Origin of the sequence: Altererythrobacter rubellus (assembly GCF_030284385.1) — a bacterium.
Classification (GTDB): Bacteria; Pseudomonadota; Alphaproteobacteria; order Sphingomonadales; family Sphingomonadaceae; genus Erythrobacter; species Erythrobacter rubellus.
In genome coordinates this window covers 137,726-160,158 of record NZ_CP127221.1, presented here as the reverse complement: position 1 = coordinate 160,158, position 22,433 = coordinate 137,726, and the positions used below count along the sequence as shown (strand labels likewise).

Below are 22,433 nucleotides of genomic sequence, written 5' to 3'. Positions count from 1 at the left end.
GCGCGGGCATGCATCCTTAATCGGCGCACATGGACCCACAGCACATTCCCGATTCCATCCTCCCAGACTCAGTTCTGATCGTCGATTTCGGCAGCCAGGTGACGCAGCTGATTGCGCGCCGCGTGCGCGAAGCCGGCGTCTATTCCGAAATCGCGCCGTTTAGTGAAGCGGAAAAGGCATTCCACCGGATGAAGCCCAAGGGCATCATCCTGTCCGGTTCGCCAGCCAGTGTTTGCGATGACGACAGCCCGCGCGCACCACAGGTGTTATTCGACAGCGGTCTGCCGATCCTTGGCATCTGTTATGGCCAACAGGTTATGAGCCAGCAATTGGGCGGTGAAGTTCGACCCGGTCACGAGACTGGAGATGGTGGTGAGTTTGGCCGCGCTTACCTGACTGTCACGAAGTCCTGCGCCTTGTTCGATGGCCTATGGAACGAAGGCGAACGTCATCAGGTCTGGATGAGCCATGGCGACAAGGTCACCAAGTTTGCGCCGGGCTTCGAAATTGTCGCCACCAGCGACGGGGCACCTTTTGCGGTTATCGCTGACGAAGAACGTCAATATTACGGCACGCAGTTCCACCCTGAAGTGGTCCACACACTAGACGGCGCCAAACTGCTCGCCAATTTCGTCCACAAGGTGTGCGGGCTGACGGGCGACTGGACCATGGCCGCCTATCGCGACACCAAGGTTGCCGAGATCCGTGAACAGGTTGGTGATGGCCGTGTGATCTGCGGATTGTCCGGTGGGGTCGACAGCTCGGTTGCAGCGATCCTGATCCACGAAGCGATTGGCGATCAACTGACTTGCGTGTTCGTCGATCATGGCCTGCTGCGGCTTAATGAGCGCGAGCAGGTCGAAAGCCTGTTCCGCGATCACTACAATATTCCGCTGGTAGTGGTGGATGCAGAGGAACGCTTCATGGCGGGGCTCGCGGGCGTCACCGATCCAGAGAAGAAGCGCAAATTCATCGGCGCAGAGTTCATCGCGGTGTTCGAGGAAGAGGCGAACAAGCTGGGTGGCGCAGACTTCCTCGCGCAAGGCACGCTGTACCCGGACGTGATCGAGAGCGTCAGCTTCACTGGCGGGCCATCGGTCACAATCAAGAGCCACCACAATGTTGGCGGCCTGCCTGAACGCATGAACATGGAACTGGTCGAGCCGCTGCGCGAATTGTTCAAGGATGAAGTGCGCGAACTAGGGCGGGAGCTTGGCCTCAATGAGCAATTCGTCGGTCGGCATCCCTTCCCCGGGCCGGGCCTCGCGATCCGAATCCCCGGTGAAGTGAGTAAGGAGCGTTGTGACATCCTGCGCAAGGCGGACGCGATCTATCTCGATGAAATCCGCAATGCGGGTCTCTATGATGCGATCTGGCAGGCGTTTGCGGTGCTGCTGCCGGTCAAGACCGTCGGCGTGATGGGCGACGGGCGCACCTATGACAGCGTGTGCGGCCTGCGCGCGGTAACCAGCACCGACGGCATGACGGCGGATGTCTATCCCTTCGACGCGAGCTTCCTGACCCAGTGCGCAACGCGCATCGTCAACGAAGTGCAGGGCATCAACCGCGTGGTCTACGACTACACGTCAAAGCCACCGGGCACGATCGAATGGGAGTGATGGTAGGGCTGGAGTCCTGAATGCCCACCGTCTTCACACACGCAATCGTTCCACTTGCATTCGCTGCGGCAGCGGGGCGCGGAGTCATTTCGCCGAAGCTTGCCATTGCGGGGGCTGTCTTGACCGTCATTCCTGACGCTGATGTGATCGGGTTCCGGTTCGGTATTGAATATGCCGACGGGTGGGGGCATCGCGGCGCAACGCATTCATTGGTTTTCGCAGCTCTATTTGCAGGGTTCATTTCGTTGACCTGGAGGGAAGCGCGAAGTCTCGCCGGATTTGCATTCCTGACCCTTGCAATGGCGAGCCACGGGTTGCTCGATACGTTGACCGATGGCGGATTGGGCGCGGCAATATGGTGGCCGTTCGATAATGCACGCATATTTGCGCCCGAGACTCCAATCAGGGTTTCACCAATCGGAGCCGGATTCTTCTCAATGCGCGGCCTCGAGACGTTCATTTCAGAGCTCAAGGGGATTTGGCTACCTTGCCTTGGAATTGCGCTTGTCGGATGGATGGCCCGTCGTGCAACTACCCTTCGGGACTGATCCCCGCACCGAAATTCTGTGCCGCTTACAGGCCAGCATGATCGCTGCGTTCGGGCGGATCATTCGCCCACCGGAAAAGCGCCGCAGCCCTGAGTGGGTGTTGGTGCATGGCGTGATCGGCGCGCAGACAAAGACGGCAGCTAGCAATGCCTCCACCGACCGCTTGCTAGCTGAATATGGCAGCTGGGAAGCAGTTGCGGGTGTCCCGGTCGAGGAATTGGAAGCACGGCTGAAGCGCCAGACCTTTCCATCCGTTGCGGCAAAGCGGCTCAAGGCTTGTCTGGGCGCGATTATCGCTGAGCGCGGCGCGGTGGACTTGCGCCACCTGGGCAATTTGCCGTTGGAAGATGCGCTTGTCTGGCTGGAGCGATTGCCCGGCGTTGCGCGCAAGAACTCTGCCGGGGTGATGAATGCCTCCACCTTCAATCGCAAAGCCATGGTGATAGACGGGCATCACCGCCGCATCATGCAGCGCATGGGAATTGTACCGGCCAAGGCGGATACAGCGAAAACCTATAATGCGCTGATGCCGATCCTGCCCGAAGAGTGGTCAGCTGAGGATATGGACGAGCATCATCTGTTGCTGAAGAAGTTGGGGCAGACCTATTGCCGCCCGCGCGCTCCCGATTGTGCGAGCTGCTTTGCCTGTACATACTGCAAGACTGGTCAGGCTTTCCGCTGACGCTACGGCATGCCTGCTCGCAAAAGCGACGCTTGCACAGCGGGTATTTCTCCGCAAGGTAAGTTCAAAACCAGATGCGATCAGCAGGGAGATTCGCCATGAAAACCGCCATCACAGAAATGTTCGGCATTGAGCATCCGATTATCCAGGGCGGCATGCACTATGTCGGTTTTGCCGAAATGGCGGCGGCAGTTTCCAATGCTGGTGGGCTTGGCATCATCACCGCGCTGACGCAAAAGACCCCGGCTGATCTCACGAATGAGATCGCGCGGTGCAAGGATATGACCGACAAGCCTATTGGCGTGAATGTGACGTTCCTGCCGACCGTGAATGCGCCCGATTACCCGGCGATTATCAAGGCGATTATCGAAGGCGGCGTTACCGTGGTGGAGACCGCAGGTAACAATCCAGTGCAAGTGCTGCCCTATCTAAAAGATGCCGGGATCAAAGTGATCCACAAATGCACTGCGGTGCGGCACGCCTTGAAAGCGCAAAGCATCGGCTGCGACGCAGTCTCTGTCGACGGGTTCGAATGCGGCGGCCACCCGGGTGAAGACGATATCCCGAACTTCATCCTGTTGCCACGCGCAGCGGACGAGCTGGAAATTCCGTTCGTTTCCTCGGGCGGTATGGCAGACGGGCGCAGCCTTGTTGCATCGCTCGCATTGGGTGCGCAGGGCATGAATATGGGCACGCGCTTTATCGCGACCAAGGAAGCGCCGGTGCATGAGAATGTGAAAGCGGCGATCGTCGCAGCGTCTGAGCTAGACACGCGGTTGGTCATGCGCCCGCTTCGCAATACCGAACGCGTAATGACTAATGATGCGGTGGAAGAACTGCTGCGGATCGAGAAGGAAAAGGGCGCCGATCTCAAGTTCGAAGACATCATCGAACAAGTCGCTGGCGTATATCCGCGCATCATGATGGAAGGCGATATGGACGCAGGCGCATGGTCTTGCGGCATGGTCGCGGGCCTCATCAATGATATCCCTACCTGCAAGGAATTGATCGACGGGATCATGCAGCAGGCGGAGGATATCCTAGCGCGGATGAATGGCTACGCGGCTGCAGGCTGACGGGCTTCCACGCATATTCGCTGGACCCGGCAGAGAGCAGGACGAAGCGCGATCAGTCAGCTGCCTTCCGCAGCAGCGTTTGTTTCCACCCTGGTGTAGGGCACAAATTCGCTGAGGAAAATCACACCGGAGAACATCTGGCTGCCGCGATCAATCGTTGTGACAGTGTCGGTCTTGCACAGTTGCGAACCGCTGAAGCGGCGTATGACCATAGTGTCGCGATCATCGATGTCTGAGGGACGAGAGGTGCGATTGACGTAGATCGTCTTTCCTCCACCATACACAATCGCGGTGTCATCAATGACCCGCACTCGGTCATTCGGGGGCGTTCGGATGCATGATGTCGGTTCGCCCGCTACACGGCCTTCGAGAAGTTTTGCCAGCTCCTTCTCGCCTTTGGTTTGCTCGGTTTGCTCTTCATCAGCCCGTTCCCCGTCTTGCGCCAATGTCGGCGCAGCGAGCAAGGCAAGCGAAGCAGCGTAAAGCAATGCAGGTCGGAACAGTTTAGTCATGGCTTCTCTCCTAAGGCGCGAGTCTCCCATCAGGACTTTTTAAGCTATCAGCCCCTGATGAACCCGCGATGAGTCGCGCGAAGCGCAAGACTATTGGGGACTTGCCCCCTCCGAGATGTCGGGTAGCTGCGAATGGTCAGCACCATCGGCCGGTCCGCCCTTCAAAACAAACTGCCTGTCACAATAGCCGCAATCGACATATCCATGCTCGTCAATCTCGAGATAAATCTTCGGATGGCCGAGTGCAGCAGGGCGATAGTTGGCGCCTCCGCGAATGGCGCTTGCTCCGTCACAGCTGACGCGCTTGGTCTCGACAGTGATCACTTCTGGTGTGTCTATGTTCATGGTCCTTGCCGATAATGTGGAACTGTCAGATTCGCAACGGTGCACCTCACCCCTTTGCAGACTCGGCATAAGGTCTTAGGGCGCTTATCCGATGACTATACCACCAGCCATTTCGATCCGCGATATCAAGAAAACCTATGCCGGGGCCAAAGGCCAACCTGGCAAGGAAGCATTGAAAGGCGTGAGCTTTGATGTACCCGAAGGCGAGATTTTCGGCCTGCTGGGCCCCAATGGTGCGGGCAAGTCGACCCTGATCAACATTCTGGCGGGCCTGGTCAACAAGACCAGTGGCAGCGCGGAGATCTGGGGCTTTGATATTGACGAACAGCGCCGCAATGCCAGCCGTTCGATCGGGATCGTCCCGCAGGAAATCGTGTTCGATCCTTTCTTTACGCCGTTTGAAGTGCTGGAAAACCAGGGCGGTTTCTATGGTATCACGAAGGCACTGCGCCGCAGCGAGGAATTGCTCGAAGCGGTACGCCTTTCGGACAAGCGCGACGCCTATGCGCGCACGCTCTCTGGCGGGATGAAGCGGCGGTTGATGGTGGCTAAAGCGATGGTGCATTCGCCGCCGATCCTGGTACTCGATGAGCCGACCGCGGGCGTCGATGTCGAGTTGCGCAAGCAGCTGTGGGATCTTGTCACGCAGTTGAACAATGACGGCGTGACGATCGTCCTGACGACACACTACCTCGAAGAGGCTGAAGAGCTGTGTGACCAGATCGCGATCATTAATCATGGCGAGCTGATCGCGAAGAAGCCGACGCGCGAATTGATCGAGATGGCGCGCGAGAAGATTGTAAAGGTCACTGTTGACCGGGATCTGGCCGGCCCGATCATGGAGCCGGGCTTCACAAAGGCAGAGCTGATCGATCCGCGTGTGCTTGAGATCACATATGACCGTGATCAGGCCAGCGCCGGGCAAGTTCTCCTGAAGATACAGGAGCACGGCTACACAATCGAAGACGTGACAACGCGCGAGCCGGACCTTGAGGATGTGTTTGTCCAATTGACGAGTTCTGACACATGAATGCGGTCAAGCACGATGTCCTGATTATCGGTTCCGGCGCCGCCGGGCTCACCGCCGCATTGGCGTTGGCTGAAACAAAAAAAGTGCTGGTGCTAGCCAAGGGTTCGCTCACCGGGGGCAGCACGGCCTGGGCGCAGGGTGGCATCGCGGCCGTTCTCGATGCAGGAGACACGTTCGAAAACCACATCCGTGACACTATGGTGGCGGGCGCCGGCCTCAACCGCCGCGAAACGGTCGAGTTCGTGATCGAGAATGCGCCGCAATCGATTCAAAGGCTGGTCGAGCTGGGCGTGCCTTTTAACAGCGAAGGCGAAGATCTGCACCTGACGCGCGAAGGCGGGCACAGTCATCGCCGGATTGTACATGTCAATGATGCTACAGGCTGGGCCGTTCAATCCGCTTTGCTCAAGGCAGCAGAGGCCAACCCCAATATCACCATGCTGCCCGGGCGCAGCTGTATCGACCTGATTACAGGGCGCAATGCAGAGCGATTCTCTGGCGGCGGCCGGGTGTGGGGCGCCTATGCGCTGAATGAAGCGACCGGCGAGGTCGAGAAACATGTCGCCAAGGCAACCGTGCTAGCGGCGGGTGGCGCTGGGCGCTGTTACCTGTTCTCTACCGCTCCGCGCGGTGCCACGGGGGACGGGATCGCAATGGCTTGGCGTGCTGGATGCCGTGTTTCCAATATGGAGATGATGCAGTTTCACCCGACGTGCCTGTACAACCTCGAGGTCAAGAATTTCCTCATCACAGAGGCGGTGCGCGGAGAGGGTGGGCATTTGTTGCACCCGGAAACAGGACATCGCTTCATGGCGGATTACGATCCGGAGCGGATGGAGTTGGCCCCGCGCGATGTGGTGGCGCGTGCGATCGATGACCAGATCAAGCGCGATGGCCTCGACTATGTCCATCTGGATATCAGCCACCAGCCGCCCGAATTCGTGCGTGAGCATTTCCCGACAATCTATGACAAGCTGATGGGCCTTGGCATCGATATGACCAAGCAGCCTATCCCGGTTGTGCCGGCGCAGCACTATACTTGTGGCGGTGTGCTGGTTGGGCTGGATGCGCGTACCGATTTGCCGGGCCTGTGGGCGGCTGGCGAATGCACGGAAAGCGGCTTGCACGGCGCGAACCGTCTTGCATCCAACTCTTTGCTCGAGTGCTTCGTTTTCGGCGAAGCCGCAGCGAAGGATATACTGGGAAACTGGGATGCTCTCGATACTCCGCCTGCGATCAAGGAATGGGACGCGACCCGTGTTTCGGATTCGGACGAGCAGGTTGTTATCAAGCAGAACTGGACTGAGATCCGCCGCTTCATGTGGAACTATGTCGGTATTGTCCGCACCACAAAGCGGCTGGAGCGTGCGGCCAACCGGATCCGGATGCTGCAGGACGAGGTTGAGGATTATTACGGCAGCTTTGTCGTGACGACCGATCTGATCGAACTGCGTAACCTGTTGAAAGCGGCCGAACTTATTGTCACCAGCGCGTTGCGGCGGCATGAGAGCCGCGGCCTCCACTACACGCTCGACTATCCCGCGACGCTCGACGAAGCGCGCGATACAGTGCTGGTGCCCTGAGCATTTTCCCGCTGATCGAAGCCGATATGCCGTTCATCGGATGGTCTTGCTATCGATCTGAAATGCGCAGTCGCTCGCCGAACATCGATTGAGAATTCGGCTGCAGACGTCATTTTCATAAACAGGAAGCGAGGTTCGCAAACCCCCGCAATATCCCGAGCGGCCTTGCTTCCTGATCGACCAATTCAACCGCGGCACGAGTGTTGGGACTGTGCTCGCTGGCCTTGGTCAAATGGCCGATCATCCATGCGAATTTTATTGAGGATGATCTAATGAAAACTCTTACGACAACCACACTCGCTGCCGCGTTGAGTATCGCGGCATTCTCCCCCGCAATTGCTAGCGAGCAAGGCACCATTGTCGTCGAATCCGAAAGCGCGATGCAGGAATGGCAACAAGATGTCGGCAGATCGCTCGATCGCCGCCTGGCCACCGCGACCAAGCAAACACGCACCGATCCGGTGAGCAGCATTGTGCAGCTTCGTTTCACTTTGGATGCATCGGGCAAGGCTCATGACATTGAAGTACTAAACGGTTCCGGTGACATTTGCACGGATCTGGTTGCCAAGCGCGCCGTAAGCGGCCTGTCGCAACTGGCCGAAGCGCCGGTCGCCGATGCCTCGTCGCAAACGTTCCAGGCGAACATCATCTTTGCTGACGATGAGGTGACTTACAGCAAGCTCGCCAAGGCCCTGGCGAAATCGGAAAAAGTCCGCATGGCTTAGGCTGACAGCGAACGCGGGGTCATCAGCTTCGGGCTTTAATCGGGTTCTGCTTCGGACCCGAAATTTAGGGGCCCACGGGTTCCTTGACGCGAGCGGCAGGCCTTCACGGGTCTGCCGCTTTGGTTTGCGTGGATGATTGTTTGAACACTTGCGCAGGTCGCCGCGCTGCGACACAAGCACGATCAAACAATCAGGGAGCCCCACTAATGCCTCAAGTCACCGCCAACGGCATCACCCTCGAATACGATACGCATGGCGATCCCGACAATCCGCCGATGCTGTTGGTGATGGGTTTGGGCGCGCAGATGACATTGTGGCCTATCGAGTTGGTTCAGGCGCTGGCGGACCGCGGATTTTACGTGATCCGCTATGACAATCGCGACATTGGCCTAAGCCAGAAATTCGAAGGCGAGAAAGTGCCCGGTGTGATGTGGCATGTGATCCGCACCCGTTTCGGTTTTCCGCCCAGAGTCCCTTACACACTTTCAGATATGGCGGCGGATGGAGTGGGCGTACTGGACGCGCTCGGCATCGATAAAGCCCATGTGGTTGGCGCGTCTATGGGCGGAATGATCGGCCAGCTGATGGCGGTCGAACACGGCCACCGTTTGCTTAGCTTTACGTCGATCTTCTCAACCACAGGCAATCCGAAACTACCTCAGGCAGACAAGGCCGCGATCGAGCCGCTCGCCAATCCTCCAGAATCGATGGATGAGCATGTGCTGGTCGAACACGGCATCAAAATCTCTAACGCCATCGGCAGCCCGGGCTATCGCCCTGACCCGGAATCTCAGCGCCAGCGCGTGATCGAAAGCGTTCGCCGGTCGGTCTATCCGGCTGGCCTGCACCGCCAGATGGCCGCCATCATCAATGATGGTGACCGGACCCAGCGCCTGAAATCAGTGACCACGCCAACGCTGGTTTTGCATGGCGAAGATGATCCGCTTGTCAAGGTCGAGGGTGGCCGAGCGACAGCCGATGCGATCCCGGGCGCCAGGATTAAGACCTACCCCGGGTGGGGCCATGATCTGCCGCAAGAGCTGGTCGAAACGATAGCGGATGATGTCGCAGAACATACCAAAAGAGCGTGATGGCGGCCGCCTGAAACCATACCAAAAGCTTGCCAAATTGCTCCGGGAATCCGTTAGGATTTGAGTAGGTTATTTCGGGCCTTCGCCCAATCTGCATGATTCATGTGGCTTTTATCCATAAATTGGATAAATTGGCCGTCATATGGACGTCATCGCCGCTTATCGCATTTTTGTCCGGCTGGCCGAGCGGGGCAGCTTCAGCGCGGTCGCGCGCGAGCTTCAGCAGAGCCAGCCAACTGTCAGCCGGCGCTTGGCAGAGCTGGAGGATTACCTTGGCTCCAAGCTGATCAGCCGAACCACGCGCTCGCTTTCGCTGACGGATGAGGGGCAGGAATTTCTGGCCAAGGCGCGTGAGATTTTACGGCTGGTCGATGATGCCGAACAATCGGTGGGCGCGCGCGCCCAAGCGCTCTCGGGCCGATTGCGAATCTTCGCGCCTGTATCATTGGGCCGGGTCGTCCTGGCACCGCTGTTGTGCCGCTTTCTTGAAAAGCATCCCGATATCGAGGCCGATCTTCTTTTGTCTGACCAGCCGGTTGATCTGGTTGAAAGCGGGATCGATGTCGCGCTATCCGTCGGGTTCCCGCGCCGCCGCAGCGATCGTGCGCGCAAGCTTGGCGATGTCCCGTTGGTGTTATGCGGCTCGCCCGAGCTGATCCGAGACCACGGCACACCGCGCCGCATTGACCAGATCTCAAACTTGCCAGCGGTGGTCTTTATCGGGCCGGACATGGTGCATGATAATTGGCGGCTGGAACGGGGGGCAGAGATCCGCGAGATCGTGCCGGACGCCCGGCTGCGCAGCGATAGCTCGGAGGCGGTGCTTGCCGCTTTGGTGGAAAGTGCCGGGATTGGCCTGGTGCCACTATGGCTGGTGCAGGACGCGATCAAGCAGGGAAAGTTGTGGCGGCTGCTGCCACAATGGACTGGCGGCGTTCTGCCGATCCATCTCGCCTATCCTGAAAGCCGCACGCCCAATGCGCGCGCGCGTGCATTTATCGATGCGCTGACCAAATCGCTCAAGGGCGACAAGCTGTTTGTGTGAAGCCAGATCGGGGCAGTGCATTTATCGCGTTCCAATGGCTTCGCTTGATTCAAAAATTGCGCATCCCGATTCGAATGATTCACAAGTCCCCTATACCCGTTTTGCCCGCAAAAATTTTTTCCCAGATTCATTTTAGGGGTTGCGCGTTCAAAGACCCTAGGATTTCCCGCGCGTCGCGGTGTCACGCGCGGGTAACACACTGGATAAATCCAGTCAGTTTGCATGTTAAATCCGCATTTACCCTCTTGCGTGAAACCGCGCTCTGATTCAGTATCTAGTGGTTCCAAACCTGGGGACACCTACAAGAGCTAGTTATTCGCTCCGGAAACACTATTTCCGAAGGCGGGGGGGATTCGGGTCTTTCGGGTCGTGCAATCGAGAGGAACTGTGGGGAAAAAGGGGAAAACTAAATCCCCCAAAGCCCTGCGAAATTGGTAGGTGGGATGCTTCCCGCCGAATCGAACACAAGCGGAACATCGCTCAACGTAGTGAGCGGGAACCGCATGAGGGTAAAACAACGCGATTAGGGGCGGGGCAGAGAATGGATTTTCGGACTGGCGACGAGGCAGCAATGGGACTGGATCAGGACGCGGACAACGCCGTGGATACAGAAACCAAGAGCAAGGCAAAGGCCTCGACCTCCGGCAAGGCAGATAAGGCCAAAAAGGCAGTGGCAATTGAAAGCGAAGACAAGGGTACAGACGCGCTGGTCGCGGAGAAGGCGGGCGAAGTGCTGGCTGGCGCCATGGCAGCTGTGGCGAGCAATGCGGCAGGCGATATTGACAGCAAGAAGGTCAATGATCGCCGCTTCACAATCGTCACAGACGATGCACGCGACGCGAACCTGACCGAATTCGGCAAGGAGACTTTGACCGATCGCTACCTCCTGCCCGGAGAAAGCTATCAGGATCTGTTTGCGCGCGTTGCAGATGCTTACGCCGATGATCAGGAGCACGCTCAGCGTCTCTATGACTATATTTCGAATTTGTGGTTCATGCCGGCGACGCCAGTGCTGTCGAATGGCGGCACCACACGCGGTCTGCCGATCAGCTGTTATCTGAACTCTGTCAGCGACAGTCTGGATGGCATCGTTGGCACCTGGAACGAGAATGTATGGCTCGCGTCCAAGGGCGGCGGCATCGGCACCTATTGGGGCCACGTGCGCGGCATTGGTGAGCCGGTTGGCCTCAACGGCAAGACCAGCGGCATCATTCCTTTCGTGCGTGTGATGGATTCGCTGACCCTTGCGATTTCGCAAGGCTCGCTACGGCGCGGCTCGGCCGCTTGCTATCTGGATGTATCGCATCCGGAGATCGAAGAATTTCTCGAGATCCGTAAACCCTCCGGTGACTTCAACCGCAAAGCGCTGAACCTGCACCACGGCGTGCTGCTGACCGATGAATTCATGGAAGCTGTGCGCGATGGCGCAGAGTTCGATCTGAAGTCACCGCGCGATGGCAGCGTTCGCGCCACAGTCGATGCGCGCTCGTTGTTCCAGAAGCTGGTCGAGACACGTCTTGCAACTGGCGAGCCTTACATCGTGTTCTCTGACACAGTGAACCGCATGATGCCCAAGCATCATCGCGAATTGGGCCTCAAGGTTTCAACGTCGAACCTGTGTTCGGAAATCACGCTGCCAACCGGTATCGATCACTTGGGCAATGACCGCACGGCGGTATGCTGCCTTTCGTCACTCAACCTTGAAAAGTGGGAAGAGTGGGAAGGCAACAAGACCTTCATCGAGGACGTAATGCGTTTTCTCGACAATGTCCTGCAGGACTATATCGACCGCGCCCCTGACGAGATGGCGCGCGCGAAATATTCGGCCGAGCGGGAACGTTCGGTTGGCCTTGGCGTGATGGGCTTCCACTCTTTCCTCCAGTCCAAGAACATCGGTTTCGAAAGCCCGATGGCGAAAGTGTGGAACCTGAAGATGTTCAAGCATATTCAGGGCAAGGCATCAGAAGCCAGCATGCTGCTGGCGCAGGAACGCGGCGCGTGTCCGGATGCGGAAGAAATGGGCGCGATGGAGCGTTTCAGCTGCAAGATGGCGATCGCACCGACCGCGTCTATCAGCATCATCTGCGGCGGCACCAGCGCATGTATCGAGCCGATCCCGGCGAATATCTATACGCACAAAACCCTGTCGGGCAGCTTCATCGTGAAGAACCCCTATCTCGAGAAAGTCCTGCGCGAGAAGAGCAAGGATTCGGTCGCCGTATGGAACTCGATTCTTGAGAAGGGCGGCAGCGTTCAGCATCTCGATTTCCTCAGCGTGGAAGAAAAGGCGACCTTCAGGACCAGCTTCGAAATCGATCAGCGCTGGCTGCTGGAATTCGCCGCCGATCGCGCGCCTTATGTTGATCAGGCGCAGTCGCTGAACCTGTTCATTCCGGCCGATGTCGAGAAATGGGATCTGATGCAGCTGCACTTCCAGGCGTGGGAGAAGGGCATCAAGTCGCTGTACTATCTCCGTTCGAAGTCGGTTCAGCGCGCTGGCTTTGCTGGCGGCGTGGAAGCGGACAACACCTCGCACGCGCAGAAGATCGAACTGAAAGCTGAACTTGGCGAGCAGCAGACCGATTACGAGGAATGCCTAGCCTGTCAGTAGTTCTTTCTTGACCGTTCAGAATTCAAGCCCCCACAAGCAATGCTTGCGGGGGCTTCTTCCTACCCCTCATCCTCGCGGCAGTCGCGATCATCGATCTGATGGCATTCCGCATGAGGCTGGCGCGCGGCGAGATCAGCGAAAGCCTGTTCAATCTGCTCGCGCTGGTGTCAGTTTCGCATCCCCCGCTTGCCTATATTATTCTGACCGTTATCGTACCGGGTGCCGGCGCGGTTCAGATGTTCTGACTGCGCCCCGGTATTGAGGGGAGAAGCAGTTGGACCCGTTCTGGATCGGCGTTGTCGGCACAATCATCGCATTAGTGATCATGGGAAAAGCCGTGCAAACCATACGCGGGCAGCAAAAGGGCCGCGGCATGATGATGATGTACGCCATTATGGCCGTCATGATGATTAGCGTGATCTGGTTCATCATCCTGCGGCTCATGCCCGCCGCATAAGAGCAATCGATATGACCAAAACCTCGAGAATTGTCACAGCCTGCATGATCGCTCTTCTGGTGTCTGCATGTGCTAGCCAGATCGACGAAGGTGTCATGCGCGAAGGCGGTTCGCCAGGCTTCTTGTGGGGACTATGGCACGGCTTTGTTTTCCCGTTTGCCTGGATCGGTTCGTTGTTCGATCCCGATATCGCGGTTTATGCCGTGCCCAATAATGGCGGCTGGTACGACTTTGGTTTTTTCATTGGCGTAACGGTACTGGGTGGCGGCAGCTGGTTTAGCTCGAAGAAGAGATCCAAATAATATCGGCCAATAGCCGCTGAGGGGAATGCGATGATCGGATTGTTGGGACTCATCGCGGGCCTTGGCCTGCTGATCTGGCTGGCGCTGCGCGATGTGAACATCATCTTTGCTTCGATACTCTGTGCACTGGTGGTGATAGTGACTAATGCGCTCCCGGTCGCGGACAGCATAACCGATGGCTACCTCTCCGGAAATCTGGGCGCGTTCACCTTTGCCGGGCGGTTCTTCCTGCTGTTTGCTGCGGGCGCTGTATTCGGTAAGATCATGGGCGAAAGTCACGCGGCGACATCGATCGCCATGGCGATGGTGCGTGCGCTGGGTGCGCATCGTGCGCTGTGGATCGCAGTGCTGGCTTGCGCCCTCCTGACCTATGGCGGCGTGGTCGTATTCGTGGTGATCTTTGCAATGTATCCGCTTGGCCTCCGGTTGATGAAAGAAGCGGACATTCCCAAGCGATTGCTTTGCGGTGCGCTCGCACTGGGTGCGGGCACGTTCACCTTGACCGCGTTTCCCGGCACGCCATCAATCCACAATGTGATCCCCACATTGAAGCTGGGCACCGATCTATTTGCGGCTCCGCTGCTGGGCATTTTCGGAGGCGCGCTCATGTTCTTGCTGGGCATGGCCTATCTCGAGCGGGAGCGGGTCAAGGCTCGCGCGAATGGCGAAGGGTTTGAAGCCGGTCCGCGAGATGTCATTCCGGATCTGAACGATATCGCCCATGACATGCCTCCTTGGCCGCTGGCCATCTTCCCGCTGTCGCTGGTGATTGCGACAATTCTTGCGCCGCGCCTGCTGGGCGGGGCTGAAAGCGACAACGCCGTCATCGCCTTTGCTAATGCCCAGCCTGTGATCTGGCCCAGCTTTGCACTGGTTCTGGCCAGCCTTGTTGCGCTGGTGCTGTTTCCAGCGGCGCGGCGTGCACCCATGCGCCTGCTGGGTGATGGCACGCAAGATTCGATCATGCCGCTAATGGCGACCAGCGCAGTTATCGGTTTCGGCGGCGTCGTGGCACAAACTGGCGGATTTGCGCTTTTTACAGAAACTGTGCTCGGCCTCGATCTGCCGCCGATGATGTCGATGTTCGCCGCTGCCAGCACCGTGTCTGGGATCACCGGCTCATCTTCGGGTGGATTGCAGATTTTCATGGCGACACTGGCTGATGACTTTCTAGCGCTCGGAATCGCGCCTGAAGAATTGCACCGGCTGGCGGCAATGGCAAGCGGCGGGCTCGACTCGCTGCCCCATTGCGGTGCGGTGATCGCGATGCTGACCATCACGCAATTGACCCACAAGCAGGCTTACAAGGATGTGGGCGTGGTGACAGTGGTGGTGCCGATCGTCGCCACTCTTGCAACCATTTTACTGGCCTTGGCCGTCTGAGTAACACGGTCAGGCGCGGCGACGTTCCCCCTGCAGTAAGTCTGAAAATCATCGTCGAACTGGCCGGGCACTGCAAACCAGCCCCACATCAGTGTGAGTGCACTGATTACCAGACCTACGATCAACTGGAACCGCAGTAGGGTAAATTCGTCTTTGCGAGTGCGATACGCTTGCGCTTCTTTCAGCTGCGCCGACCACGAATCGAAATCGACCTTGCTTCTAAGAGCCGTGTCAATTTCTTCGCGCAATGCAAAGGTGTGTGGTGATGCTTTGCGTGCGATGCCAATTTCTTACCGTCAGACCCATTAAACATCTCCTAAAGCCCCGAAAATGCAGGATTTCTGGAGTTTTCTATGGTTAGCATGAGGCTCCAAACCGCGAGTAGTGGTTAACACGAATATAAGGATTGCGAATCAGTGTCTCATTTCGGTTTCCGTTCGCCCGATACCTCGGCTCGCACCGCACCTTGCTTCAGATGCAACGCACGCCATTGCACAGCCTGCAACTCGCCGCATTTCGACTCAAAAAAAGCACGTTCTATCCCCAGCAGATACGTGCCTCTTGCTATCGACTTGCGCAGATGATTCCCTATACGGGTCATTCGCACTATTTCATCGGAGAACACCACATGTCGTTGCTCGAAGCTCGTAAGACCTACAAGCCCTTTGAATATCCATGGGCTTACGAGTTCTGGAAACGCCAGCAACAGATCCACTGGATGCCGGAAGAAGTACCGCTGGGCGAAGACTGCCGTGACTGGGCGCAGAAGATCACCGAGCATGAGCGCAATCTGCTCACGCAGATCTTCCGCTTCTTCACACAGGCCGATGTCGAGGTGCAGGATTGCTACCACGACAAATACGGCCGCGTGTTCAAGCCGACCGAAATCAAGATGATGCTGACGGCGTTCTCCAATATGGAAACAGTGCATATCGCGGCCTATTCGCATCTGCTCGACACGATCGGCATGCCTGAAAGCGAATACAGCGCCTTCCTCGAGTATGAGGAAATGGCTGACAAGCACAATTACATGCAGCAATTCGGCGTTGACACGGACGAGGATATTGCCCGCACGCTTGCGATGTTTGGCGGCTTTACTGAAGGCATGCAGCTATTCGCGAGCTTCGCCATGCTGATGAACTTCCCGCGCTTCAACAAGATGAAGGGCATGGGGCAGATCGTCAGCTGGTCGATCCGCGATGAAAGCCTGCATTGCGAAGGCATCATCCGCATGTTCCACGAATTCGTGAAGGAACGCGATTGCTACACCAAGGCGGTGAAAGAAGACATTATCGACATCTGCCAGAAGTCGGTGCGTCTAGAAGACAACTTCATCGATCTCGCCTTTGAAATGGGCCCGGTTAGCGGGATGACCGCGAAGGAAATCAAGAAGTACATCCGCTATATTGCGGACTGGCGCCTGGGCCAGCTGGGCCTGCAGCCGATCTATATGGTGGAGGATCACCCGCTGCCGTGGCTCGCCCCGCTGATCAACGGCGTGGAGCATGCAAACTTCTTCGAAACCCGCGCAACCGAATATTCGAAGGGTGCAACGAAAGGCAATTGGCAGGACGTGTGGTCAAACTTCGACAAGCGCCAGAAGGCAAAAGCCACGAACGACGAAGAGTCAGTCGATAACGGCCCCGATATGTTCGAAGGTGCCGAAGGGATGCAAGCGGCGGAGTGAAGGAAAGGCCGGGCGCGGCACGAAAGTCCGAACAGAAATGTGTTGAACATTCGAATGCCAGTGCAGTTGGAAATTGTGTCGCGGTCTTGTCAGGGGCGGGGCTATTTCGGTTCATCTAACACCCACCTAGCGACAACTGTGAATACCTACCGTGCGCGCATCGAAAATACGGTTCGTGAACGCTCTAGCACTACTTATGGCGCATGCGCGATCCGCATAAGCTGAACACATCGAAACCGAGAGAGCTAAGCGAAACCGAATGGTTTGAAGGCGGTTTGCTCTTTTCGCCTGCCCGAAAGGTGATCGACAGTGCTGGTGCCAGCGTAGCATGTGCCGGGGTTGGCGTCGCAATCAATCTGGCGGGCTAGCGAGATGCCTTAGCATTTGTCGGGCTTACCATCGCTTTTAAAGCTGACGTCAGAAACAGCGACTTGGGTTGCTTCTCCAGCCACGATGGTCGCGTATGCGCTAGTGTCAGCATTTTTAGCTGCTGGTGAACGTGCCGCAGCAAGACCAGCGGCCATAGCGACTGCAAAGCCACCTTTGATCTGTTGGGTTTTCGTGGTATCATTCCTTTGGATTTTCAAGTCACGATATCCCGAAGCGGGACAGACATCTGGCAATTCGCCAGCCCCTTATGAAAAGTTACTGGCTATGATCATGCTTTGCACTTTTTCTGCAAACAGCTAAGCGCAAAGCTAGGTCACCCAAGCGAATTTCAGGGTAGGAGAAGCGCGATGAGCGCGAGTAGCGATTCCAACATGCTGGCAAAGGCGGAAGTGCTGATCGAAGCGCTGCCCTATTTTCAGCGTTATGCCGGCCGTACCTTCGTGGTGAAGTATGGCGGGCACGCGATGGGCGATCCGGAGGCTGCGCGTGATTTCGCAGAGGATATCGTCTTGCTCAGGGCAGTCGGCATCAATCCTGTGGTGGTGCACGGCGGCGGACCCCAAATCGGCGCGATGCTCGCGAAGCTAGGCGTTGAATCCACATTCGTCGACGGCTTGAGGGTCACTGACAAGGCGACTGCCGAGGTAGCTGAAATGGTCTTGTCCGGCGCGATCAACAAAAAATTGGTTGGCTGGCTGGCCAGCGCTGGCGGCAAAGCAATTGGAATTTCCGGCAAGGACGGCAATCTTGTTCGCGCGAAAAAGGTGGAACGGACCACCCGCGATCCCGATAGCAATATCGAGCGGGCGGTGGATTTGGGTTTTGTCGGAGAGCCCGAGCATGTCGATACCTCAATTATCGACACCGCTGTTGCATCGGGCATGATCCCGGTGATCGCGCCTATCGCGGCCGATGCTGAAGGCAATACCTATAACATCAATGCGGACACCATGGCCGGCGCGATTGCATCGGCGCTGGGCGCAGCGCGGTTGTTGCTGCTGACCGATGTAGCGGGCGTGCTCGACAAAGGCGGCGCCTTGCTGACCGATTTGTCGCCGGCTGACATCGCCAGCCTCAAGGAGGACGGCACAATCTTCGGCGGGATGATTCCGAAGCTGGAAACCTGCGTGTCAGCGGTAAAAGCTGGTTGTGAAGCGGCGGTCGTTCTCGACGGACGCGTTCCGCATGCAATGTTGCTCGAATTCTTCACAGCGCGCGGTGCGGGCACACTGGTGCGCGCCTGAGCAATCGGCTAGCTGGGCAAGATACCGGGATAATGGGCTGGAAACACTAGCCGTAGGCGTATTACTTGTGTAACACGCATTGCGGGACGCAAACAACGGAAAGACGATAGATGCTTGTCATTTACGAGATACTTTCGATCCTCACTTCAGCACTGATCATGCTGATCATCATACAGTTTATCATCGGGTTGCTGTTTGCCTTCAATGTAGTGAATGCGTCGAACGATTTTCTGATGGCATTCTACAATTCGATCCAACGCTTGCTGGATCCGGTGCTGCGCCCGATCCGTAATGTCTTGCCGCAAACAGGTGCGATTGATTTCTCTCCGCTGGTTCTGATCATAGGGATGCAGATCCTGATGGTGGTCGTGCGCAGCGCGGTTTAGGTGCCAACTCTATGAGCGCGACAAGGATTGACGGAAAAGCCTTCGCTGCGAACTTGCGGGAGCGTGTGGGGGTGATGGCAGCCGAATTTGAAGCCGCGGCTGGCTACAAGGCCGGACTTGCAGTTGTGCTGGTCGGTGATGACCCCGCAAGCCAGGTTTATGTTGGCAGCAAGGGCAAGGCTACGCTCGCCGCCAATATGGCGAGTTTCGAGCATCGTCTGCCTGATGACACGAGTGAGGCAGACTTGCTCGTGCTGGTCGAACAGCTCAACAATGATCCGGCCGTCGATGGCATTCTGGTGCAATTGCCGCTGCCCGATCATCTGGACGAGCAAGCCATCATCTCCGCGATCAGCCCTGACAAAGATGTCGATGGCTTCCATGTGATCAACGCAGGCCGATTGTCGGTCGGGCAGAAAGGGTTTGTCCCTTGCACGCCGCTTGGCTGTATCATGCTGCTGACAGACAGATTGGGTGATCTGTCAGGCCTTGAGGCGGTTGTCATTGGCCGCTCCAACATTGTCGGAAAGCCGATGGCGCAGCTGTTGCTCGATGCTAATGCGACAGTGACGATAGCGCACAGTCGGACCAAGGATCTGCCCGCTGTCGTACGCCGCGCAGATATCGTTGTGGCTGCGGTAGGCAGAGCAGAAATGGTCAAGGCCCAATGGCTCAAACCCGGTGCGACGGTGATCGATGTCGGGATCAATCGACTACCACCAGAACCGGGTAAGGAAAAGGGCAGGCTTGTCGGGGACGTCGATTTTGGCGGTGCGAGCGAAGTTGCGAGTGCGATCACCCCGGTACCCGGCGGCGTCGGTCCAATGACAATTGCTGTGTTGCTGAGGAACACGCTCGTTGCGGCTTACCGCAACGCGGGCCTCGATGTGCCGGAATCGCTATGAAAATTGCCGCAGCCCTGATGCTCGCACTCACATTGAGTGCTTGTGCTGGAAACCAACCGCGCGGACCGCGCCCGGACGTGATTGACCGCGCCTTGCGGGGTGCGCCAGGCGAAGCGCAACCGAGCAAGGTCGTTGCAAGAGAGCTCGAATATGCACGCGCGGCCAAGGAACTCGGCCAATACACAGCTGCGGGCCAGTTTGTGGCGCCCGGCGCTGTCTATCACGGGCGCAATGGCCCGGTTTCGGCCGCAGCAATGCTTGGTACCCTGGGCGGTGATCCGGAAACCAGCGTAGCCTGGGGACCGAAGGCGGTTGTAATCAGCTGCGATGCGACACTGGCGGTCAGCCAAGGCCGCTATCAAGAACCGCAGGGTATCGTTGGCAACTATGTGACCGTATGGGAGCGTGGCCCAGAACGCGAATACCTCTGGATCTACGGTGTGGATGGCCCGGATGTTCCCCAGCCTGCCAAGCGCGAAATCGAGGATCTGGAAAAAGGCGCGATCATCGTGACTGCTATCGATTCAGTGCAAGGCATGATCGCTGATTGCCCGAAACGCGGTGAGGCTGTTCCGGCCCCGCTAGCGGTGTTGCTGGCTGAAGACAACCCTGGAGGCGGCGGCATGTCACCCGATGGCACCTTGCGTTGGCGCTGGGAGCACAAAGCTGATGGCACCAAGCATATTATGGCCGAGTATCTCTATCAGGGAGAGTGGCAAACCGCGATTGAAGAAGAGCTGACATCGCCAGCTGAGTAATGATGACAGAGCTATTTATATCCGCCTTTATCACGCTGTTTGTTGTGATTGACCCGCCCGGGTGCGCGCCAATCTATGCGGGTCTTACGAAGAACGCGCCGCCCATAATGGCGCGCAATATGGCGTTGCGGGCCACTGCAATTGCATCGACAATCCTGCTGTTCTTCGCGCTATTTGGTGAAGAACTGCTCGGCGCTTTGCACATCCAGCTTGATAGCTTTCGCATAGCGGGCGGTTTGATGCTGTTCTGGATTGCATTCGAAATGGTGTTCGAGAAACGCCAGCAGCGCCGCGAGGAACGGGCTGAGAAGGTGAGAGCTACGCCCGAATTTGAAGATGTGTCGGTTTTCCCGATGGCCATGCCGATGCTGGCGGGGCCGGGCGCGATTGCCGCGATCATGCTGCTCCAAAATGAGGCGAACAGCACGGAAGAGACTTTGGCGGTGATGGCCGCGCTTGGCGCCGTTCTGCTGATTGCCGCGCTGGCATTGGTCGCTGCGGGGCCACTGATCCGCTTGTTGGGAGATCGGGTAGAGGCGGTAATCACACGGCTATTGGGCGTGCTTCTCGCCGCACTTGCCGCGCAATATGTCATCGATGGCCTCAAGGGCAGCTTCGGCATTTAAACTTCAATTGTCGGGACAAAAAGTCCCCGAAATCCGCACCTGTCAAAAGTTTTTGACCCGACAGGCTGCCCGGACTGACTCGACGATTAGGGTGGTAGTTAACCGTAATCCAATGCTTGGACGCGGGTTTCGGGGTATCCGATGATGGCCAGCGAGGTGTGGCCGGCATCGAGAATCTGCTCAGGCTCAGAAGCTATCCGAGATGACGAAAATGCGCCTTGGAGGAGCTGCATCAGAGAGCGTATGATAACCTTTGCAGAGCCGATCACCCGTCCTGCAGTGATCGCGTCGCGTGCAATCTCTTCAATATAACCTTCGATTTGCAGGAAGATGCTCGCGGCCTCATCGCGGATCTGAGGCATTTCAAAATTCAGCTCCAAGACTAAACCGATAATCGGGTAGCCAAGAACGTCGTCCTTGGCCTTATTCATCTCTACATTTGCGAAATAGGCGTAATTGTAAATCGCTGCGAGGCGTTGGTCAGGCGTTCAATGCTGCCTGAAGCTGTGTTCGAACATTTCCTCAAGCGTGCGGATGCCATGGTCGCGCGCGGATGCCAAAGCAAGTTCGCCCTTGTCAGCAAAGTATCGATACACTGTTGCTTTGTTAATCCCGGCTGCGCTGCCGATTTCGTCAACTGATACACCGTTAAAGCTACGTTCCCAGAGCAGCTCAGCCGCGTTAGCGACAATGCGCGGCCTTTTGCGTTCGCCTTTGGTAGGAAAAGCTACGAAGTTCATAACTCACCGAATAGTTAGTTTTGCTGCAGGTGCAAAGCCTGGAAACGCAACTCGAGGTTGCAGTTCAGTTGTTTATTGCAATGTAACCCGGTCATCGTCACCATCGCGGCGGCCGAAGAAGTACATGAGCTGGATCAGCAGTTCGCACCTTGCGGGTATATCCGGCGCTTCGAGCAGCGCCTGCTTTGACGCTGGATCAAATGGCGCGATCTGCGACACGCCATTGATCAACGATTCATTGTCGAGCCGCTCGATAGAGCTCCAGTCTACACTGTACCCCTGATTATCGGCAAAGCGTCGTGCCTCGCGTTCAAAACCGGCTCGCTCGACGGCAGAAAGTATAGCGTCTTCGTCTTCTTCGATCAGTTCGGCTTCGACCTGTCGGAAAGCGGTTGTAACATCAAGCTCGCGAATGACGCGGAAGCGCGCTTGCCCTTCTAGCACGAGATTATATCGCCCGTCGTCTATGGCCTCGATGTCGCCGATGCGGCCTACGCAACCGATCTCGTACAGCGGTGCGCCATCCACCGGCTTCTTCGGCTGGATAATGGCAATCTGACGGTTGCGAACGAGCGCGTCACCCACCAGCGCGCGATATCGCGGCTCGAATATATGCAGCGGCAATTGCAATCCCGGAAAAAGGATCACGCCCGGTAAGGGAAATACAGAAAGCCGCACGCTCACTCAG

27 protein-coding genes are annotated in these 22,433 nt (G+C 57.2%); 21 read left to right on the top strand and 6 right to left on the bottom strand.

Annotated features, from left to right (window positions below):
* Positions 1-29 precede the first annotated feature (29 nt).
* The 4 genes from guaA (at position 30) to QQX03_RS00775 (ending at position 3,925) form a co-directional block, all read left to right on the top strand.
* Entirely contained in the window at positions 30-1,619 is a 1,590-nt protein-coding gene (gene guaA / locus QQX03_RS00790) for a glutamine-hydrolyzing GMP synthase (protein WP_285975992.1), read from the top strand.
* 20 nt (positions 1,620-1,639) lie between these two features.
* On the top strand, positions 1,640-2,167 hold the full coding sequence (locus QQX03_RS00785) for a metal-dependent hydrolase (RefSeq protein ID WP_285975991.1): 528 nt from the start codon (positions 1,640-1,642) through the stop codon (positions 2,165-2,167).
* The gene (locus tag QQX03_RS00780) at positions 2,145-2,849 is read left to right on the top strand and encodes an endonuclease III domain-containing protein (protein ID WP_285975990.1); all 705 of its coding nucleotides are present in this window, start codon (positions 2,145-2,147) and stop codon (positions 2,847-2,849) included. The genes QQX03_RS00785 and QQX03_RS00780 overlap by 23 nt, the downstream gene beginning before the upstream one ends.
* A 98-nt stretch (positions 2,850-2,947) precedes the next feature.
* Positions 2,948-3,925 carry an NAD(P)H-dependent flavin oxidoreductase gene (locus tag QQX03_RS00775; RefSeq protein WP_285975989.1) on the top strand — a complete coding sequence of 326 codons (978 nt, stop codon included), beginning with the start codon at positions 2,948-2,950 and terminating at the stop codon, positions 3,923-3,925.
* A 56-nt stretch (positions 3,926-3,981) separates the two neighbouring features.
* On the opposite strand, the gene QQX03_RS00770 is transcribed toward QQX03_RS00775, so the two are convergent.
* Positions 3,982-4,437 (bottom strand): hypothetical protein, encoded by a 456-nt coding sequence (locus QQX03_RS00770; protein WP_285975988.1) that lies wholly within the window; start codon positions 4,435-4,437, stop codon positions 3,982-3,984.
* A 90-nt stretch (positions 4,438-4,527) separates the two neighbouring features.
* Positions 4,528-4,782: a zinc-finger domain-containing protein gene (locus QQX03_RS00765; RefSeq protein ID WP_285975987.1), complete on the bottom strand. Its 255-nt coding sequence runs from the start codon at positions 4,780-4,782 to the stop codon at positions 4,528-4,530.
* Between the two features lie 91 nt (positions 4,783-4,873).
* Here QQX03_RS00765 and QQX03_RS00760 point away from each other — a divergent pair, with 91 nt between their 5' ends.
* The 12 genes from QQX03_RS00760 (at position 4,874) to QQX03_RS00705 (ending at position 17,064) form a co-directional block, all read left to right on the top strand.
* Positions 4,874-5,812: an ABC transporter ATP-binding protein gene (locus tag QQX03_RS00760; protein ID WP_285975986.1), complete on the top strand. Its 939-nt coding sequence runs from the start codon at positions 4,874-4,876 to the stop codon at positions 5,810-5,812.
* Entirely contained in the window at positions 5,809-7,395 is a 1,587-nt protein-coding gene (gene nadB / locus QQX03_RS00755) for an L-aspartate oxidase (RefSeq protein WP_285975985.1), read from the top strand. Before QQX03_RS00760 ends, nadB begins: the two co-directional genes overlap by 4 nt.
* A gap of 272 nt (positions 7,396-7,667) precedes the next feature.
* A complete protein-coding gene (locus tag QQX03_RS00750; RefSeq protein WP_285975984.1) occupies positions 7,668-8,120 on the top strand; it encodes an energy transducer TonB family protein in 453 nt (150 codons plus the stop codon).
* 206 nt (positions 8,121-8,326) lie between these two features.
* Positions 8,327-9,211, top strand: coding sequence for an alpha/beta fold hydrolase (locus QQX03_RS00745; RefSeq protein WP_285975983.1), 885 nt, complete (start codon positions 8,327-8,329; stop codon positions 9,209-9,211).
* A 142-nt stretch (positions 9,212-9,353) separates the two neighbouring features.
* Positions 9,354-10,256: a LysR family transcriptional regulator gene (locus QQX03_RS00740; protein WP_285975982.1), complete on the top strand. Its 903-nt coding sequence runs from the start codon at positions 9,354-9,356 to the stop codon at positions 10,254-10,256.
* 541 nt (positions 10,257-10,797) lie between these two features.
* The gene (locus tag QQX03_RS00735) at positions 10,798-12,867 is read left to right on the top strand and encodes a ribonucleoside-diphosphate reductase subunit alpha (protein ID WP_285975981.1); all 2,070 of its coding nucleotides are present in this window, start codon (positions 10,798-10,800) and stop codon (positions 12,865-12,867) included.
* A gap of 98 nt (positions 12,868-12,965) precedes the next feature.
* A complete protein-coding gene (locus QQX03_RS00730; RefSeq protein WP_285975980.1) occupies positions 12,966-13,112 on the top strand; it encodes a hypothetical protein in 147 nt (48 codons plus the stop codon).
* Positions 13,113-13,141: 29 nt separating this feature from the next.
* Positions 13,142-13,324 (top strand): hypothetical protein, encoded by a 183-nt coding sequence (locus tag QQX03_RS00725; protein ID WP_285975979.1) that lies wholly within the window; start codon positions 13,142-13,144, stop codon positions 13,322-13,324.
* 11 nt (positions 13,325-13,335) lie between these two features.
* Positions 13,336-13,626: a hypothetical protein gene (locus QQX03_RS00720; protein ID WP_285975978.1), complete on the top strand. Its 291-nt coding sequence runs from the start codon at positions 13,336-13,338 to the stop codon at positions 13,624-13,626.
* A gap of 30 nt (positions 13,627-13,656) precedes the next feature.
* Positions 13,657-15,009 (top strand): GntP family permease, encoded by a 1,353-nt coding sequence (locus tag QQX03_RS00715; protein WP_285975977.1) that lies wholly within the window; start codon positions 13,657-13,659, stop codon positions 15,007-15,009.
* A gap of 628 nt (positions 15,010-15,637) precedes the next feature.
* Positions 15,638-16,696 carry a ribonucleotide-diphosphate reductase subunit beta gene (locus tag QQX03_RS00710; RefSeq protein WP_285975976.1) on the top strand — a complete coding sequence of 353 codons (1,059 nt, stop codon included), beginning with the start codon at positions 15,638-15,640 and terminating at the stop codon, positions 16,694-16,696.
* Between the two features lie 203 nt (positions 16,697-16,899).
* The gene (locus tag QQX03_RS00705; protein WP_285975975.1) at positions 16,900-17,064 is read left to right on the top strand and encodes a hypothetical protein; all 165 of its coding nucleotides are present in this window, start codon (positions 16,900-16,902) and stop codon (positions 17,062-17,064) included.
* A gap of 9 nt (positions 17,065-17,073) precedes the next feature.
* Here the strand turns inward: QQX03_RS00705 and QQX03_RS00700 are convergent, their stop codons facing one another.
* Positions 17,074-17,283 (bottom strand): hypothetical protein, encoded by a 210-nt coding sequence (locus tag QQX03_RS00700; RefSeq protein ID WP_285975974.1) that lies wholly within the window; start codon positions 17,281-17,283, stop codon positions 17,074-17,076.
* 150 nt (positions 17,284-17,433) lie between these two features.
* On the opposite strand from QQX03_RS00700, the gene argB reads away from it, so the two are divergent.
* From argB to QQX03_RS00675, 5 genes are all read left to right on the top strand, one after another.
* On the top strand, positions 17,434-18,330 hold the full coding sequence (argB, locus tag QQX03_RS00695; protein WP_285975973.1) for an acetylglutamate kinase: 897 nt from the start codon (positions 17,434-17,436) through the stop codon (positions 18,328-18,330).
* 110 nt (positions 18,331-18,440) lie between these two features.
* Positions 18,441-18,716 (top strand): YggT family protein, encoded by a 276-nt coding sequence (locus QQX03_RS00690; protein ID WP_285975972.1) that lies wholly within the window; start codon positions 18,441-18,443, stop codon positions 18,714-18,716.
* Between the two features lie 11 nt (positions 18,717-18,727).
* Positions 18,728-19,621 carry a bifunctional methylenetetrahydrofolate dehydrogenase/methenyltetrahydrofolate cyclohydrolase FolD gene (gene folD, locus QQX03_RS00685; RefSeq protein WP_285975971.1) on the top strand — a complete coding sequence of 298 codons (894 nt, stop codon included), beginning with the start codon at positions 18,728-18,730 and terminating at the stop codon, positions 19,619-19,621.
* On the top strand, positions 19,618-20,379 hold the full coding sequence (locus tag QQX03_RS00680) for a hypothetical protein (RefSeq protein WP_285975970.1): 762 nt from the start codon (positions 19,618-19,620) through the stop codon (positions 20,377-20,379). Before folD ends, QQX03_RS00680 begins: the two co-directional genes overlap by 4 nt.
* A 2-nt stretch (positions 20,380-20,381) precedes the next feature.
* Complete coding sequence (locus tag QQX03_RS00675) at positions 20,382-21,005, top strand: MarC family protein (protein ID WP_285976922.1); 624 nt, start codon at positions 20,382-20,384, stop codon at positions 21,003-21,005.
* A 98-nt stretch (positions 21,006-21,103) separates the two neighbouring features.
* Here the strand turns inward: QQX03_RS00675 and QQX03_RS00670 are convergent, their stop codons facing one another.
* The 3 genes from QQX03_RS00670 to QQX03_RS00660 form a co-directional block, all read right to left on the bottom strand.
* Positions 21,104-21,436 (bottom strand): hypothetical protein, encoded by a 333-nt coding sequence (locus tag QQX03_RS00670; protein WP_285975969.1) that lies wholly within the window; start codon positions 21,434-21,436, stop codon positions 21,104-21,106.
* A gap of 57 nt (positions 21,437-21,493) precedes the next feature.
* Positions 21,494-21,745: a TetR/AcrR family transcriptional regulator gene (locus QQX03_RS00665; RefSeq protein ID WP_285975968.1), complete on the bottom strand. Its 252-nt coding sequence runs from the start codon at positions 21,743-21,745 to the stop codon at positions 21,494-21,496.
* Between the two features lie 72 nt (positions 21,746-21,817).
* Entirely contained in the window at positions 21,818-22,423 is a 606-nt protein-coding gene (locus QQX03_RS00660) for an LON peptidase substrate-binding domain-containing protein (protein WP_285975967.1), read from the bottom strand.
* Positions 22,424-22,433 lie beyond the last annotated feature (10 nt).

Bases quoted from the DNA above. Each gene is read 5' to 3' on its own strand.
- QQX03_RS00775 (WP_285975989.1), top strand. From the start codon at position 2,948: ATGAAAACCGCCATCACAGAAATGTTCGGCATTGAGCATCCGATTATC.
- QQX03_RS00770 (WP_285975988.1), bottom strand. From the start codon at position 4,437: ATGACTAAACTGTTCCGACCTGCATTGCTTTACGCTGCTTCGCTTGCC.
- QQX03_RS00745 (WP_285975983.1), top strand. From the start codon at position 8,327: ATGCCTCAAGTCACCGCCAACGGCATCACCCTCGAATACGATACGCAT.
- QQX03_RS00710 (WP_285975976.1), top strand. From the start codon at position 15,638: ATGTCGTTGCTCGAAGCTCGTAAGACCTACAAGCCCTTTGAATATCCA.
- QQX03_RS00715 (WP_285975977.1), top strand. From the start codon at position 13,657: ATGATCGGATTGTTGGGACTCATCGCGGGCCTTGGCCTGCTGATCTGG.
- QQX03_RS00720 (WP_285975978.1), top strand. From the start codon at position 13,336: ATGACCAAAACCTCGAGAATTGTCACAGCCTGCATGATCGCTCTTCTG.
- QQX03_RS00735 (WP_285975981.1), top strand. From the start codon at position 10,798: ATGGATTTTCGGACTGGCGACGAGGCAGCAATGGGACTGGATCAGGAC.
- folD (WP_285975971.1), top strand. From the start codon at position 18,728: ATGAGCGCGACAAGGATTGACGGAAAAGCCTTCGCTGCGAACTTGCGG.
- QQX03_RS00785 (WP_285975991.1), top strand. From the start codon at position 1,640: ATGCCCACCGTCTTCACACACGCAATCGTTCCACTTGCATTCGCTGCG.
- argB (WP_285975973.1), top strand. From the start codon at position 17,434: ATGAGCGCGAGTAGCGATTCCAACATGCTGGCAAAGGCGGAAGTGCTG.
- QQX03_RS00675 (WP_285976922.1), top strand. From the start codon at position 20,382: ATGACAGAGCTATTTATATCCGCCTTTATCACGCTGTTTGTTGTGATT.
- QQX03_RS00665 (WP_285975968.1), bottom strand. From the start codon at position 21,745: ATGAACTTCGTAGCTTTTCCTACCAAAGGCGAACGCAAAAGGCCGCGC.
- QQX03_RS00730 (WP_285975980.1), top strand. From the start codon at position 12,966: ATGGCATTCCGCATGAGGCTGGCGCGCGGCGAGATCAGCGAAAGCCTG.
- QQX03_RS00690 (WP_285975972.1), top strand. From the start codon at position 18,441: ATGCTTGTCATTTACGAGATACTTTCGATCCTCACTTCAGCACTGATC.
- QQX03_RS00760 (WP_285975986.1), top strand. From the start codon at position 4,874: ATGACTATACCACCAGCCATTTCGATCCGCGATATCAAGAAAACCTAT.
- QQX03_RS00680 (WP_285975970.1), top strand. From the start codon at position 19,618: ATGAAAATTGCCGCAGCCCTGATGCTCGCACTCACATTGAGTGCTTGT.
- guaA (WP_285975992.1), top strand. From the start codon at position 30: ATGGACCCACAGCACATTCCCGATTCCATCCTCCCAGACTCAGTTCTG.
- QQX03_RS00705 (WP_285975975.1), top strand. From the start codon at position 16,900: ATGCGCGATCCGCATAAGCTGAACACATCGAAACCGAGAGAGCTAAGC.
- nadB (WP_285975985.1), top strand. From the start codon at position 5,809: ATGAATGCGGTCAAGCACGATGTCCTGATTATCGGTTCCGGCGCCGCC.
- QQX03_RS00740 (WP_285975982.1), top strand. From the start codon at position 9,354: ATGGACGTCATCGCCGCTTATCGCATTTTTGTCCGGCTGGCCGAGCGG.
- QQX03_RS00765 (WP_285975987.1), bottom strand. From the start codon at position 4,782: ATGAACATAGACACACCAGAAGTGATCACTGTCGAGACCAAGCGCGTC.
- QQX03_RS00670 (WP_285975969.1), bottom strand. From the start codon at position 21,436: ATGAATAAGGCCAAGGACGACGTTCTTGGCTACCCGATTATCGGTTTA.
- QQX03_RS00750 (WP_285975984.1), top strand. From the start codon at position 7,668: ATGAAAACTCTTACGACAACCACACTCGCTGCCGCGTTGAGTATCGCG.